15 protein-coding genes and 1 pseudogene are annotated in these 13,835 nt (G+C 64.8%); 8 read left to right on the forward strand and 8 right to left on the reverse strand.

Annotated elements, in window-relative coordinates:
• The first annotated feature begins 13 nt into the window (after positions 1-13).
• The 5 genes from BST12_RS13685 to BST12_RS13705 all read left to right on the forward strand — a co-directional run bounded on the left by BST12_RS13685 (position 14) and on the right by BST12_RS13705 (position 5,607).
• On the forward strand, positions 14-469 hold the full coding sequence (locus tag BST12_RS13685; RefSeq protein ID WP_083113669.1) for a nuclear transport factor 2 family protein: 456 nt from the start codon (positions 14-16) through the stop codon (positions 467-469).
• Positions 470-564: 95 nt separating this feature from the next.
• On the forward strand, positions 565-1,629 hold the full coding sequence (locus BST12_RS13690) for a S1C family serine protease (RefSeq protein WP_083113670.1): 1,065 nt from the start codon (positions 565-567) through the stop codon (positions 1,627-1,629).
• Between the two features lie 120 nt (positions 1,630-1,749).
• Positions 1,750-3,546, forward strand: coding sequence for a maltose alpha-D-glucosyltransferase (treS, locus tag BST12_RS13695; RefSeq protein WP_083113708.1), 1,797 nt, complete (start codon positions 1,750-1,752; stop codon positions 3,544-3,546).
• On the forward strand, positions 3,543-4,889 hold the full coding sequence (locus tag BST12_RS13700; RefSeq protein ID WP_083113671.1) for a maltokinase N-terminal cap-like domain-containing protein: 1,347 nt from the start codon (positions 3,543-3,545) through the stop codon (positions 4,887-4,889). The genes treS and BST12_RS13700 overlap by 4 nt, the downstream gene beginning before the upstream one ends.
• Before the next feature lie 37 nt (positions 4,890-4,926).
• Positions 4,927-5,607, forward strand: a complete 681-nt coding sequence (locus tag BST12_RS13705) for a YoaK family protein (RefSeq protein ID WP_083113672.1) — start codon at positions 4,927-4,929, stop codon at positions 5,605-5,607.
• 82 nt (positions 5,608-5,689) lie between these two features.
• On the opposite strand, the gene ag85C is transcribed toward BST12_RS13705, so the two are convergent.
• The 5 genes from ag85C to BST12_RS13730 all read right to left on the reverse strand — a co-directional run bounded on the left by ag85C (position 5,690) and on the right by BST12_RS13730 (position 9,579).
• Entirely contained in the window at positions 5,690-6,754 is a 1,065-nt protein-coding gene (gene ag85C / locus BST12_RS13710) for a diacylglycerol acyltransferase/mycolyltransferase Ag85C (protein ID WP_083113673.1), read from the reverse strand.
• A 175-nt stretch (positions 6,755-6,929) separates the two neighbouring features.
• Positions 6,930-7,757, reverse strand: coding sequence for an ABC transporter permease (locus BST12_RS13715; RefSeq protein WP_083113674.1), 828 nt, complete (start codon positions 7,755-7,757; stop codon positions 6,930-6,932).
• Positions 7,747-8,565: an ATP-binding cassette domain-containing protein gene (locus tag BST12_RS13720; protein WP_083113675.1), complete on the reverse strand. Its 819-nt coding sequence runs from the start codon at positions 8,563-8,565 to the stop codon at positions 7,747-7,749. The genes BST12_RS13715 and BST12_RS13720 overlap by 11 nt, the downstream gene beginning before the upstream one ends.
• The gene (locus BST12_RS13725; RefSeq protein ID WP_083113676.1) at positions 8,562-9,023 is read right to left on the reverse strand and encodes a MarR family winged helix-turn-helix transcriptional regulator; all 462 of its coding nucleotides are present in this window, start codon (positions 9,021-9,023) and stop codon (positions 8,562-8,564) included. The genes BST12_RS13720 and BST12_RS13725 overlap by 4 nt, the downstream gene beginning before the upstream one ends.
• Before the next feature lie 58 nt (positions 9,024-9,081).
• Positions 9,082-9,579, reverse strand: a complete 498-nt coding sequence (locus BST12_RS13730; protein WP_083113677.1) for a metallophosphoesterase family protein — start codon at positions 9,577-9,579, stop codon at positions 9,082-9,084.
• Between the two features lie 96 nt (positions 9,580-9,675).
• On the opposite strand from BST12_RS13730, the gene BST12_RS13735 reads away from it, so the two are divergent.
• Positions 9,676-10,131, forward strand: a complete 456-nt coding sequence (locus tag BST12_RS13735; protein WP_083113678.1) for a MaoC family dehydratase — start codon at positions 9,676-9,678, stop codon at positions 10,129-10,131.
• 90 nt (positions 10,132-10,221) lie between these two features.
• On the opposite strand, the gene BST12_RS13740 is transcribed toward BST12_RS13735, so the two are convergent.
• The 3 genes and pseudogenes from BST12_RS13740 to BST12_RS13750 form a co-directional block, all read right to left on the reverse strand.
• Positions 10,222-11,517: an acyl-CoA dehydrogenase family protein gene (locus BST12_RS13740; RefSeq protein ID WP_083113679.1), complete on the reverse strand. Its 1,296-nt coding sequence runs from the start codon at positions 11,515-11,517 to the stop codon at positions 10,222-10,224.
• An 82-nt stretch (positions 11,518-11,599) separates the two neighbouring features.
• Positions 11,600-12,301, reverse strand: a complete 702-nt coding sequence (locus tag BST12_RS13745) for a GAF and ANTAR domain-containing protein (RefSeq protein WP_083113680.1) — start codon at positions 12,299-12,301, stop codon at positions 11,600-11,602.
• 108 nt (positions 12,302-12,409) lie between these two features.
• Positions 12,410-12,577, reverse strand: a pseudogene (locus BST12_RS13750) (F420-dependent hydroxymycolic acid dehydrogenase); the annotation flags it as partial.
• Between the two features lie 234 nt (positions 12,578-12,811).
• On the opposite strand from BST12_RS13750, the gene BST12_RS13755 reads away from it, so the two are divergent.
• Together BST12_RS13755 and BST12_RS13760 are read left to right on the forward strand one after the other, a co-directional pair.
• Entirely contained in the window at positions 12,812-13,417 is a 606-nt protein-coding gene (locus BST12_RS13755) for a GNAT family N-acetyltransferase (RefSeq protein ID WP_083113682.1), read from the forward strand.
• A 49-nt stretch (positions 13,418-13,466) separates the two neighbouring features.
• Positions 13,467-13,820, forward strand: a complete 354-nt coding sequence (locus tag BST12_RS13760) for a hypothetical protein (protein WP_083113683.1) — start codon at positions 13,467-13,469, stop codon at positions 13,818-13,820.
• Positions 13,821-13,835: the final 15 nt, after the last annotated feature.

Here is a 13,835-nt window from a genome sequence, read left to right on the forward strand (position 1 = left end):
CTACCTTTACCTCATGTCGGCGCAGACTCAGATCGCCAATCTTCTCTATCGCTATGCCGAATGTATCGACAATGGCGACCTGCAGGGTGCCGCCGGGCTGTTCGAGCATGCCCGTATCAAGATCGGTGCCGGCGACACCGTCGACGCATCCGCGCTGCTGGGCATCTGGCAGTCGCTGATCGTGCGCTATCCGGACGGAACGCCCCGCACCAAGCACGTGGTCACGAATCCGATCATCGAAGTCGACGCCGACACCGGTTCCGCGGAGTGCCGCAGCTACTACACCGTGCTGCAGCAAACCGACGGGTTTCCGCTACAAACGATCGTCACCGGCCGCTACCACGACCGATTCGAGCTGGTCGGCGGGCGGTGGCGCTATGCGTATCGCGACCTCACCCTGATCGACATGGTCGGTGACGTGAGTCACCATCTCACTCATCCCATCACGCCGTCCTGGGCACGCCCATAGCTATCTGGACTACGGTGAGGTAGATACAAGTTATGCCGCCCGGGCCCCAGGGCTGGGACAATTCCGACGCTTACCCCGAATGCAGGAGGTTACGGATGAGCAAATCGCGCCCCCGCTCACCCAGGTGGTCATGGTTAATCGCCGTCATAGCGGTGCTCGGGTTGGGCTGCGGATTTGACCTCGCCGCCCCGCCGGTGCCGGCTCAGGCCGCACCGTTCAAAGACTTCCCCATGGTCCCGCTCGACCCGGTAGCCGCGGTGGCGCAGGTCGGCCCGCAGGTGGTCAACATCAACACCAAACTCGGCTACAACAATGCGGTAGGTGCCGGCACCGGCATCGTCATCGATCCCAATGGCGTCGTGCTGACCAATAACCACGTCATCTCCGGCGCCACCGACATCACCGCGTTCAGCGTCGGCGACGGCCGAACCTACGGCGTGGACGTGGTGGGCTACGACCGCACGCAAGACATCGCGGTGCTGCAGCTACGCGGTGCGGGTGGTCTCCCGACGGCCGCAATCGGCGGCGGGGTCAATGTCGGCGAGCCGATCGTGGCGCTGGGCAACACCGGCGGGCAGGGCGGAACCCCGCGCGCGGTGGCCGGCAAGGTGGTCGCGCTGGGCCAAACCGTGCAGGCATCCGACGCCCTGACCGGCGCCGAGGAGTCGCTGAGCGGCCTGATCCAGGTGGACGCCGCAATCGCGCCGGGCGACTCGGGCGGGCCGGTGGTCAACAACGCCGGACAGGTGGTCGGCATCAACACGGCCGCTTCCGACAACTTCCAGATGTCACAAGGCGGGACGGGCTTCGCCATCCCGATCGGTCAGGCAATCAACATCGCCAACCAGATCCGGTCCGGCGGCGGGTCGCCCACCGTGCACATCGGGCCGACGGCCTTCCTCGGCCTGGGCGTCGTTGACAACGGCGGCAACGGCGCGAAGGTCGCACGTGTGGTCGGCAACGCTCCGGCCGCCTCGGTCGGGATCTCCAACGGCGACATCATCACGGCAATCGACGGCGCCGCGATCAACTCGGCCACGGCGATGTCGGATGCCCTCAACCCGCATCACCCGGGGGACACCATCTCGGTGACCTGGCAATCCAAGTCGGGTGCCGCGCGTACCGAAAACGTCACCCTGGCGGAGGGGCCACCGGCCTAACCGCAGTGCGGGCGATGCGATTGGCCAGCCAAATATCTTGGTGTCAGCCATGATTCGCAGTTTGTTTGCGGAAGTGATTCCTAGAGACATGCGTCGGGTACCCATGGCAGCGTGGAATTGATGAGCGATACGGGAGACGCCGCAAGGCAAGATCCAGCCCACCATCCCGCAGCGGGCAGCCACGTCGAAGGCGGTGTTGTCGAGCATCCGACAGCCAAAGACTTCGGCAACGCGGCCATCCTGCCCGCGGATCCGACCTGGTTCAAACACGCGGTGTTCTACGAGGTGCTGGTCCGCGCGTTCTTCGACGCCAGCGCCGACGGTTCGGGGGATCTGCGCGGACTCATCGAGCGCCTGGATTACCTGCAATGGCTCGGTATCGACTGCATCTGGCTGCCGCCGTTCTACGACTCGCCGCTGCGCGACGGCGGCTACGACATTCGTGACTTCTACAAGGTGCTGCCCGAATTCGGCACTGTCGACGACTTCGTCGCACTTGTCGACGCGGCGCACCGGCGCGGCATCCGGGTCATCACCGACCTGGTGATGAATCACACCTCCGAGTCCCACCCGTGGTTCCAGGAGTCGCGCCACGACCCCGACGGCCCCTACGGGGACTACTACGTGTGGAGCGACACCAGCCAGAAGTACACCGATGCCCGGATCATCTTCGTGGACACCGAAGAGTCCAACTGGACGTTCGATCCGGTCCGGCGACAGTTCTACTGGCACCGGTTCTTCTCCCATCAGCCCGACCTGAACTACGACAACCCGCTGGTGCAAGAGGCGATGATCGATGTCCTGCGCTTCTGGCTGGACCTCGGCATCGACGGGTTTCGCCTGGACGCGGTGCCCTACCTGTTCGAGCGGGAGGGCACCAACTGCGAGAACCTGCCCGAGACGCACGCCTTCCTCAAGCGGGTCCGCAAGGTGGTCGACGACGAGTATCCGGGCCGGGTGCTGCTGGCCGAGGCCAATCAGTGGCCCGCCGACGTGGTCGAGTACTTCGGCGACGCCAGTACCGGCGGCGACGAATGCCACATGGCCTTCCACTTCCCCCTGATGCCGCGCATCTTCATGGCGGTGCGGCGCGAGTCGCGGTTCCCGATCTCGGAGATCCTGGCGCAGACGCCGCCGATCCCCGACATGGCTCAGTGGGGCATCTTCCTGCGCAACCACGACGAGTTGACGCTGGAAATGGTCACCGACGAAGAACGTGACTATATGTATTCCGAGTACGCCAAGGACCCGCGGATGAAGGCCAATGTCGGCATCCGCCGCAGATTGGCGCCGCTGCTGGAAAACGACTTCAACCAGATCCGGTTGTTCAACGCGCTGTTACTGTCGCTGCCCGGCTCGCCGGTGCTCTATTACGGCGACGAGATCGGCATGGGCGATGTCATCTGGCTCGGTGACCGCGACGGTGTGCGGACACCGATGCAGTGGACGCCGGACCGCAACGCCGGATTCTCTGCGGCCAATCCAGGCCGGCTGTACCTGCCGGCCAGCCAGGATCCCGTCTACGGCTACCAGGCGGTCAATGTCGAGGCACAACGCGACACCTCGAACTCGCTGCTCAACTGGACCCGCACCATGCTCGCGGTGCGCCGCCGCCACGACGCCTTCGCCGTCGGGACATTCCAGGAGCTGGGCGGGTCGAACCCGTCGGTCTTGGCCTACGTGCGCGAAGCACGGGGGGAAGACGGGGGCGACGGTGACGTGGTGTTGTGCGTGAACAACCTGTCGCGCTTCCCGCAACCCATCGAGCTGAACCTGCAGCAGTGGAACAGCTACACGCCCGTCGAGCTGACCGGGCAGGTCGAGTTTCCGCGGATTGGGCACCTGCCCTATCTCCTGACACTTCCAGGACACGGGTTCTATTGGTTCCAGTTGTCCGCATCGGAGGAAATCGCATGAGCCTCTCAGCCAAGCTGCCGTGGTCGGATTGGCTTCCGCAGCAACGTTGGTATGCCGGACGCAATCGTGAACTGTCCACCGCCGAGCCGGCCGTGGTCGTGGCGTTGCGCGACGACCTGGAGCTGGTGCTGGTCGACGTCGGCTACACCGATGGCTTCTCGGAGCGCTACCAGGTGATCGTCGGGTGGGATTCCGAGCCCGTCTCCGAGTACAGCACGCTGGCCACCATCGGTGCCGCCGACGACCACACCGCCTTCGACGCGCTCTACGGGCCGTCGGCCCCGCAGTTTTTGCTGTCGCTGATCGATTCGTCGGCGACTCGCGGTTCCTCCGGCACGGAGGTCACCTTCATCAAGGAGCCCGGCGTCGAGCTACCGCTGGACGCATATCCGCGGGTGATGGACGCCGAGCAGAGCAACACCAGCGTCATCTTCGACCGACCGCCGGCGGCCATCTTCAAGGTGTTCCGCCGGGTCAGTCCCGGTATCAATCCCGATATCGAGCTGAACCGGGTGCTCGGTCGCGCGGGTAACCCGCACGTGGCCCGACTGCTGGGCACCTACGAGATCGATTTGGGCTCGGACGCGGCGTGGCCGCTGGGGATGGCCACCGCGTATGCCGCCAATGCGGCCGAAGGCTGGGCGATGGCCACGACCAGCGTTCGCGACCTGTTCGCCGAAGGTGATCTGTACGCCCACGAGGTGGGTGGTGACTTCGCCGGAGAGTCCTACCGACTGGGCGAAGCCGTCGCGTCGGTGCACGCCGCGCTGGCCGAGGCGCTGGGCACCGAACAGGCCGAGTTTCCGGTCGACCATGTGCTCGCGCGGCTGTCGTCGGCGATTGCCGCGGTGCCCGATCTGGAACAGTACGCAGCCACGATCGAGGAACGGTTCGCCAAGCTGGCCCACGAAACGATCACCGTGCAGCGGGTACACGGAGATCTGCATCTGGGACAGGTGTTGCGCACACCGGAAAGCTGGCTGCTGATCGATTTCGAAGGTGAGCCGGGCCAGCCCCTGGACGAGCGGCGGGCGCTCGATTCGCCGTTGCGCGACGTTGCGGGAGTGTTGCGCTCCTTCGAGTACGCCGCCTACGGGCCGCTGGTCGACCACGCGGCCGACAAGCAACGCGCCGCGCGCGCCCGCGAATGGGTGGAGCGCAATCGCACCGCGTTCTGTGACGGCTATGCGGCCGCCTCCGGAACCGACCCGCGCGATTCGATGTCGCTGCTGGCCGCATACGAACTGGACAAGGCGGTGTACGAGACGGGTTATGAGTCCCGGCACCGGCCCACCTGGTTGCCGATTCCGCTGCGCTCGATCGCCCGCCTGACCGCCGTTTGATTCGGCAACTGCGGCGGGACTCTGGAAGCATGCTCGTGTGCAAAAAGAGATCTACGACAGTGAGGCGCGGTTGTCCTGGGTACTGGCCGGGCTGGCCGGCGTGCTGGGGGCTACCGCATTCACCCACTCCGCTGGATACTTCGTAACCTTCATGACCGGCAACGCGCAGCGCGCGGTGCTGGGCGTCTTCCGCGACGACGTGTGGTTGTCCATCACCGCATCGCTGCTCATTCTGTGCTTTCTGGCCGGTGTGGTCGTGGCCTCGGTATGCCGGCGGCACTTCTGGGTGGCGCATCCGCACGGCCCGACCGTGTTGACCACGTTCTGCTTGGTCTTCGCCACTGCGCTGGACATCGTCGTCGGCGGCTGGGAGGAGAGTCTGCTCGACTTCGTGCCGATTCTGTTCGTGGTCTTCGGTATCGGCTCGCTGAACACATCGTTCGTCAAGGACGGCGAGGTTTCGGTCCCGTTGAGTTATGTCACCGGCACGCTGGTCAAGATGGGCCAGGGCATCGAGCGCCACATCGCCGGGGGCCGGATTGAGGACTGGCTGGGTTACTTTCTGCTGTATGCCAGTTTCACGCTGGGTGCCGTCGCCGGCGGCGCGATCAGCCTGGTGGTCAGCGGTTCCCAGATGCTGGCGGTGGCGGCGATCGTCTGCGCGGTGACGACGGGCTACACGTATCTGCACGCCGATCGCCGCGGTTTGCTGAGGTAGCGCTTATTCAAAAACATCTAGGAAAAACATCGGCAGCAGCGCTGGCCGTTGCGCTGCTGCCGATGCGGCTTCGGGTTGTGACTCAGGTTGCGGGAGTCCCGGGAACCACCGGCACCAGCGAAGCTCCCGGTGCGGCCGGTGCTGCCGGAGCCGGCGGGTTGACCGCGCTGAGCACCCGCAGCATGTCGGGCTTCATGGCGGTCAACTGCTGGTTCCAGTAGGCCCATGAGTGGGTGCCGTTGTTCGGGAAGTTGAACACCCCGTTGCGTCCACCCGCTGCCGCGTAGTTGTTCTGGAAGCTTTGGTTGGTGCGCAGTGTCAGGCCTTCCAGGAACTTCGCCGGCATGTTGTCGCCGCCGAGGTCGCTAGGTGTGCCGTTACCGCAGTAGACCCAGATTCGGGTGTTGTTGGCCACCAGGCGGGGAATCTGCACCATCGGGTCGTTGCGCTTCCAGGCCGGGTCGGTGGACGGGCCCCACATGCTGTTGGCGTTGTAGCCGCCCGAGTCGTTCATCGCGAGGCCGATCAGCGTCGGCCACCAGCCCTCGGACGGGTTGAGGAAGCCGGACAGCGACGCCGCGTACGGGAACTGCTGCGGGTAGTAGGCGGCCATGACCAACGCGGAGCCACCCGACATCGAAAGTCCAACGGCCGCATTGCCCGTCGGCGAGACGCCCTTGTTGGCCTGCAGCCAGGCGGGCATCTCCCGGGTCAGGAAGCTTTCCCACTTGTAGGTGTAGCCCTGGCCATTGCCCTGCGACGGCTGGTACCAGTCGCTGTAGAAACTGGACTGACCGCCCACGGGCATGATCACCGACAGACCGGACTGGTAGTACTCCTCGAAGGCCGGGGTGTTGATGTCCCAACCGCTGAAGTCGTCCTGGGCCCGCAACCCGTCGAGCAGGTAGACCGCGTGCGGTCCGCCGCCCTGGAATTGCACCTTGATGTTGCGGCCCATCGAAGGAGACGGCACCTGAAGGTATTCCACGGGCAGACCCGGGCGGGAGAACGCCCCCGCGGTAGCTGAGCCGCCAACGGCGCAGACCAGCCCAGTCAACAGGGCAGCGCCTACCGCCGCGATAGCCAGCCGGCGCGGCGCCGTGGCTGCCGCGCAACGCAACCTCCGCATCTCTTTCCAGAACGACATAGCTTTGCCCATCCCAAACCCATCCCAACTTTGATCTGCCGCACTACGGTCGAATCCGTTCTGGGGGGAGTGAAACACAGCGCGAGGGCGCAATTCTTTTGTCACGGCCGCAAGCCGACGTCGCGGTTAGCTAACGATTGGGAGTCGAGCCGGATTCGTCACACGCCGATAACGACTAGAACACGAGACGGCGCAAAACCGTTGATGCCGTGGCGATTCCGAGCACCGGTGCTGCCGCTAACACCACCAGCGCAATCGGATGAAATGGAGCACCGATGAAAAGCGCCCGCAATATGTCGACTTCATAACTGAGCGGGTTGATCCTGCTGAGCAGGCGCAACCAGGTGGGCATCACCTCGACCGGATAAAGCGCATTGGAGGCGAAGAACAACGGCATCATGATGGCTTGTCCGATCCCCATCAGCCGGTCGCGGTTGCGCACCAGCCCGGCCAGCGTCATCGACAGGCAGGCAAAGAAGGCCGCGCCGAGCATGACGACGATCATCGCCGCCAAAATCCGCAACGGATTGACGGTCAGACCGACGCCCATCAAGTAGGCCAGCGCCAGCACGCCGACGACCTGGGCCACCGAGCGCACCCCGGCCGCAAACGACTTACCCGCGACCAGTGCCGCCGCTGGTGCCGGGGTGACCATGAGTTTGGCGAGAATGCCGGCGTCGCGGTCCCAGATGATCTGGATGCCGTAGAAGATCGAGATGAACAGCGCCGATTGCGCGATGATCCCGGGCGCCAGGAACGCCAGATACGACACCGATCCGGTGTCGATGACGTGCAAGTGGCTGAACGTGGTGCCGAAGATCAACAGCCACAGCGCTGGCTGCACCATCCGCATGACGAGTTCGGTCCGGTCGTGCCGCAGCTTCTGCAGCTCGACGATCGCGAACGCCCCGATGCGGGTTGCTGCCGCGGTGATGCGCTGCGATCCGCGTGGGGCGCGGACCAGGTTGACTTCCACTGGCCTGATGGTCCGGTCAACCGACATTGCGGGCAACCCTTCTGGTGGAACGGATTTCGCGGATGTCGGTCGGCTCTTCGGTGGTCAGGCCCGACGCCGCGTAGTGGCGGAACACATCCTCGAGGGTGGCGGCCGGCGATACCTTGGAGATTCGGGCCTTCAGCTCGTCCGGGCTGCCTACCGCCTGCAAGGCGCCTTTATGCATCAGGGCAACCCGATCACACAGCGCGTCGGCTTCTTCCATGTAGTGGGTGGTCAGCAGCACGGTCATGCCGAACTCCGCCTGCATCTTCTGCACTTGGGTCCAAACGCCGTCGCGGGCGATGGGATCGAGCCCCACGGTCGGTTCGTCGAGCACCAGCAGCGACGGACGATTCACCAGGGCCTGGGCCACCTCCAGCCGGCGAACCATGCCACCGGAATAGGTCGTCGCCAGCTTGTCGGCCACCTCGAGCAACTCCATGGCGGCCAGTGCCTGATCGACGCGCTCTTTACGTTCGGCGCGCGCCACGCCGTACAACCGCGCGAACCACTCCACGTTCTGCCGGCCGGTCAACGCCGTCTCGATCGAAAGTTGCTGCGGCACATAGCCGATATTGCTTCTGATGTCCACGCTCTGGCGACGTGCGTCCAGCCCGAAGATGCGCAATTCCCCCTGCTGGATCGGCGTCAACGTGGTCAACACCCGGACCACCGTCGTCTTGCCGGCGCCGTTGGGGCCGAGCAGCCCCATCGTCTCGCCGGGCTGCACCTGTAGCGTCACGTCGTCGACAGCCGTGAACTCGCCGTAGCGGTAGGTCAGGTTCCGGCAGTCGATGGCCGTCGGCACGTTCACGATCGGCGCTCCTGCAATAGTCGAGTCATCGTGTCAAGGACCTCCAATCCCCTTGTGAGAGCCTCGATTTGATCGCTGTCAAGCTGGGTTAGCAGCTCTGACATCAGCGCTCGCCGCGCGGCCCGAGACGCGTCGGCGATCTGTTGGGCGGGTTCGGCCAGCCGCAGCCGGCCGACCCGGCGGTCCGTCTCACCGGCGGTCCGGACCAGCAACCCGTTGGATACCAGCCGGGAAACCAGGGTGGAGGCGGTGTTGGCCACCAGTCCGAGTTCCGCGGCGGCGGCGCTGACGGAGATTCCCGGCTCTCGGCCGACCAGCCACAGCAGCTCGGCCTGCGACTCGCTGAGCTGCACGGACTCGAATCCCCGGCCCGCCGACCGGCGGAGTTGCCGACGGAATCTGCCGACGACGCGGAACACCTCGGTGACCACGTCAGTGCGGGACTTGATTGTCTCCATAGATACCTCTGTATACGAGCTAAATGTGTGTACCCGCTATGTGCGGGCTATACGCGAGCTACTTTGTGAGGCGATGGAGGGTCACCTTGGTGAGCGCGCTGTCGTCGACGATCGCGGTCATATAGCTGCAGAAAGGCTGTTTGCGGCGATCGGTGGGTGAACCCGGGTTGAGTAGCCGCAGGCCAGTTTCGGTGGTCGTGTCCCAGGGGATGTGGCTGTGGCCGAATACCAGCACGTCAGTGTCCGGGTAAAGGCGCGACATGCGTTTGTCCCGGCCCGTGGTTGGACCCGTCTCATGGACCACGGTGAAGCGCAGGTGCTCAAGTGTCACATCGGCGCGTTCGGGCAGTCGGTCACGCAGCTGCGGGCCGTCGTTGTTTCCCCAGCACGCCACCAGCCTGTGCGCTTTGGCTTCGAGTTCGTCGAGCAGGTGCGCTGACACCCAGTCGCCGGCGTGGATGACAACGTCGGCCTCGCTGACCTCGTCCCATACTTGGGCGGGCAGGTCGCGGGCGCGTTTGGGGACGTGGGTGTCGGCGATCAGCAGCAGCCGCATAAGTTCTATGCATACCCTCGATCGGGCACAGAGGTGAGTGCAAGAGCCGCGTAGCGGGTCGCAGCAGCTCACCTCCGACTAGCAGAGGAGAGACTTATGCGCACCTTCGAGTCAGTTGCCGACCTCGCGGCCGCCGCGGGCGAGACCATCGGGCAGAGCGACTGGGTGACCATCACGCAGGAGGACGTCAATCTGTTCGCCGATGCGACGGGCGATCACCAATGGATTCACGTCGACCCGGAACGAGCGGCCAAGGGTCCGTTCGGCACCACCATCGCCCACGGCTTCATGACATTGTCGCTGTTGCCGCGGCTGCAGCATGACATGTACACCGTCAAGGGCATCAAGCTGGCAATCAACTACGGGCTCAACAAGGTTCGCTTTCCCGCTCCGGTTCCGGTGGGATCCCGGGTGCGCGCGCAGAGTTCGTTGGTGAGCGTCGAAGACGTCGGCAACGGTGCGGTGCAGGCGATCGTGGCGACCACCGTCGAGGTGGAAGGGTCGGCCAAGCCGGCTTGTGTGGCGGAAAGCGTCGTTCGCTACATCACGTGAGGGGTCGGGTTCGCGGCCGCGAGATATAAACCAGGGCTGTACTTTTCGGCGTGTCGTGTGCCTGGTTTACGTGTCGCGGAGCTACAGCGATCAGAATTCGGCAATCGCGTGCTCGAGGCGTTCGGCTAGCCGCGCCTCGGCGTCGGCCCGTCGGGTCGGTATGTGCTGAGACGGGAAAGGCGTAGTCACCGGCTGGTATTCACGCAATGTCCGACGAGCGACCGTCATCTTGTGCAGTTCGGTGGCACCGTCGGCGATGCCCAGTGATTCGGCGGCGACCATCATCTTGACGAACGGCATCTCGTCGGAGACGCCGAGGGCGCCATGCAGGTGCATGGCCCGCTGCACCACATCGTGAAGCACTTGCGGCATAGCGACTTTCACCGCGGCAATGTCGCGGCGCACCTTCTGGTAGTCGTGATGCTTGTCGATCAGCCACGCGGTGCGCAGCACCAGCAACCGGAACTGCTCGATCTGGATCCAGCTGTCGGCGACCTTCTCCTGCGTCATTTGAAAGTCGGACAACCGCCCGTGCCTGGTCTGCCGCGACACCGCGCGCTCACACATCATGTCAAATGCTCTGCGCGCCAGGGCGATCGTGCGCATCGCATGGTGTATCCGGCCGCCGCCGAGGCGCGTTTGCGCGATCATGAACGCCTGGCCCTCGCCGCCGAGCACATGATCGGCCGGCACCCGGACGTCGTTGTAGCGCACATAGCCGTGGCTGGCGTGCTTGGATGACTCGGCGCCCACCCCGACATTGCGCACGATCTCGATCCCCGGTGTCTCTCCCGGGACGATGAACAGTGACATTTTCTCGTAGGTGTGCACGTCGGGGTTGGTGACCGCCATGACGATGAAGAACGACGCGTTCTTGGCGTTGGTGGAAAACCACTTCTCCCCGTTGATGATCCAGTCATCCCCGTCGCGCGTCGCGGCCGTCACGAACAAACCGGGGTCCGAACCGCCCTGCGGTTCGGTCATCGAATAGCACGAGGTGATTTCGCCGTCGAGCAGCGGCTGCAGATAGCGGGCCTTCTGCTCGGCGGTGCCGAACAGCGCCAAGATCTCGGCGTTGCCCGAGTCGGGCGCCTGACAGCCGAAAACAGAGGGCGCCCACCGCGACCGTCCCAGGATCTCGTTGAGCAGGGCCAGCTTGACCTGCCCGAAGCCCTGCCCACCGAGATCGGGACGCAGGTGTGCGGCCCACAGTCCCTGGTCCTTCACCTGTTGCTGCAACGGCCGCAGGATCGCCATCATCTCGGCGTTCTTCTTGTCGTACGGATCAAGGGCGACCAAATCGAGCGGTTCGAGTTCGTCGACCATGAATTTCTCGACCCAGTCCAGCTTCGCCTGATATTCCGGATCAGTTTCGAAGTCCCACACTTCTCGGCAACCGTTCCCCGGCGCACCGTTGCACCGGCATCGTGAATCCCTGTGGATGGAGTCACACCATCGTAGTTGCGATTCAGTTCTCGTTGCCGCGGGTGTCTATCACCCGTTGCGCGACGTCGACGAGCTTGTTCTGGCTCTCCTGCGACAGCGCCCGCATCATGTCGAAGGCGCGGACCTCGTCGACGCCGTAGCGCTCCATGATGATGCCCTTGGCCTGACCGATGCGGTCCCTACTGGCCAGCGCCGACTCCATTTGTTCGCCGTGGCGTCCGGCCATGATCGCCGCGGCGGCATGCGCTGCCAGCACAGCGCCAACGGTTTCGGCGTCGGTGTCCCACACGTTGGGCTGCAAACCGAACAGGTTGAGCGCACCTGCCGTACGGTCAGCGGTGTACAGCTTGAACGAGAGGCTGCTCAGGACGCCCAATTCGACGGCGGCCGGTGCATATTGCGGCCAGCGCCGCTCGCTACGCAGATCGTCGGACCGGACAACCGTTGTCTGTAGAGCCGCCTCGGCGCAGGGTCCTTCGTTGAATTCGTGCTGCAGGGCGTCCAGCTGCTCGGCCAAGCTGTCGGTGTCTGCCAGCGATTCGAACTGTCCGCCCTTGCGTACCAGCAGCACTCCCGCGACGTCGGCGCCCGGTATGAGCTCCACCGCCGCGGCCGTCACGTCGGAAAGGACCTGCTCAAGTTTTCGGGGTGCGGCTATTGCGCGGGCCAGCTGGGCCATGCGCAACGCCAGCTGGTGCCTGCCGTCCGGAGCTGATGGGTCCATGGTTTTCCAGTCTTGCCCCTGCGCGCCCCGGTCAGCAAGCCCGGCCGCGTCGTGTGTCCAGAAACGTCTTAGTCCAAAGACGTTGTGTTGAAAGCAGATTCGGATTGATCAGGCTAACTTGGGTAAAACATTTGTGCGGTAATACTCGATGGCGATAAGCGGGTCGTCCTGCGTGAAGTGCACGAAGGGGACGGCGCCGGTGTCCAGCACCGCTTGTATCGCGCTGATATGGGTTGCCGGGTCGGTGCCGACGGTCCAATTGGCGAGCACCCATTCCCGGCTCGTTCGTGCATGCGCCGGATGATCCGGCAGCGGTGACCGCGCCGATTCCTGCCGCAATACGGCCGAGTGCTCGCCGCGAGATGCCGGTCACCGGGCGTTAGTACCCGGCGCGCACGATCCCATACGTTCCGCCCGGCTGCGCCGGCCTCGCGATCGCCACTCGCATGATGGTGGCGACCCGCTTCGCCCGGCTGCGCCGGCCTCGCGATCGCCACTAGCCTCTCCTGTGTGAGACCGCAGGCGCGCCCCGCACACAAAGCAGATGTCCGCGAACTGTCACGAACCATGGGCCGCGCGTTCTACGACGACCTCGTGATGATGTGGATACTTCCCGACGACAGCACCCGGCTCGCGCATCTGCGCCGTTTGTTCGCGACCATCACTCGCCACCACCATCTGGGCGGCGGCGGCGTAGAAGTGGCGTGCGACGGGCCTGCCATCGGCGCGGCGGCACTGTGGGATCCGCCCGGGAAATGGCAGGAATCGCGCTGGTCGCAGCTTGCGCAGACGCCGGCGTTTCTGCGGGTGTTCGGCCTGCAGACGGCGGCGGCGCGCAGCGTGCAGGAGCTGATGAAGCGGGCGCATCCCGAAGAACCGCACTGGTACCTCGCTGCCATCGGCAGCGACCCGAACGTGCGGGGCAAAGGCTTCGGTCAGGCCTTGCTTCGCTCGCGCCTGGACCGCGTGGACGCCGAACACGCCCCTGCCTACCTGGAGTCGACGAAGCCCGAAAATGTGCCGTATTACCAACGGTTCGGCTTCGACGTGACCGGCGAGATCGTACTGCCCGACGGCGGGCCGTCGATGTGGCCGATGTGGCGCCAACCGCGGTAACCGACACGGCCAGGGTTTAGCTGTCCAATCCCGCGGGCAACCGTGGCTGATGGCTACTGGTGATCTGGTCGATCCCGCTGACTTGCCCGAAGAAGGCGGCCCAGGCGATACGTTGAACCCCAGCGAGTCCAGCGACTCCGACGAGGTGCGCAATGACGACGGTGACATCGTCGTCGATCCCCCAGAGGGCTGGAGCGAAGCCGACAAGTTTGGCATGACCGCGCGGGAAGCGCGTGAAGGAGAATCCCTCGATCGCCGGCTCGCCGCCGAGGAACCCGAGGAAACCCAACACGGGGTTCCGGCTGGCGACCCGATTGAGTCCACGTCTGGGCGCGCGCATCGCGGCCAGATCGAAGACGCCCCCGAGGACGGGGAATCGCTGTTCGACGTCGTTGATGAATGAGGGCCGAAGGAGGAG

The organism is Mycobacterium angelicum (genome assembly GCF_002086155.1).
Lineage (GTDB): Bacteria > Actinomycetota > Actinomycetes > Mycobacteriales > Mycobacteriaceae > Mycobacterium > Mycobacterium angelicum.

Excerpts from the sequence above, each read along its gene's own strand:
- ag85C (WP_083113673.1), bottom strand. The coding sequence starts at position 6,754 with ATGTCGTTCTGGAAAGAGATGCGGAGGTTGCGTTGCGCGGCAGCCACG.
- BST12_RS13745 (WP_083113680.1), bottom strand. The coding sequence starts at position 12,301 with ATGGACCCATCAGCTCCGGACGGCAGGCACCAGCTGGCGTTGCGCATG.
- BST12_RS13760 (WP_083113683.1), top strand. The coding sequence starts at position 13,467 with ATGGCTACTGGTGATCTGGTCGATCCCGCTGACTTGCCCGAAGAAGGC.
- BST12_RS13735 (WP_083113678.1), top strand. The coding sequence starts at position 9,676 with ATGCGCACCTTCGAGTCAGTTGCCGACCTCGCGGCCGCCGCGGGCGAG.
- BST12_RS13730 (WP_083113677.1), bottom strand. The coding sequence starts at position 9,579 with ATGCGGCTGCTGCTGATCGCCGACACCCACGTCCCCAAACGCGCCCGC.
- BST12_RS13700 (WP_083113671.1), top strand. The coding sequence starts at position 3,543 with ATGAGCCTCTCAGCCAAGCTGCCGTGGTCGGATTGGCTTCCGCAGCAA.
- BST12_RS13725 (WP_083113676.1), bottom strand. The coding sequence starts at position 9,023 with ATGGAGACAATCAAGTCCCGCACTGACGTGGTCACCGAGGTGTTCCGC.
- BST12_RS13715 (WP_083113674.1), bottom strand. The coding sequence starts at position 7,757 with ATGTCGGTTGACCGGACCATCAGGCCAGTGGAAGTCAACCTGGTCCGC.
- BST12_RS13690 (WP_083113670.1), top strand. The coding sequence starts at position 565 with ATGAGCAAATCGCGCCCCCGCTCACCCAGGTGGTCATGGTTAATCGCC.
- treS (WP_083113708.1), top strand. The coding sequence starts at position 1,750 with ATGAGCGATACGGGAGACGCCGCAAGGCAAGATCCAGCCCACCATCCC.
- BST12_RS13685 (WP_083113669.1), top strand. The coding sequence starts at position 14 with ATGTCGGCGCAGACTCAGATCGCCAATCTTCTCTATCGCTATGCCGAA.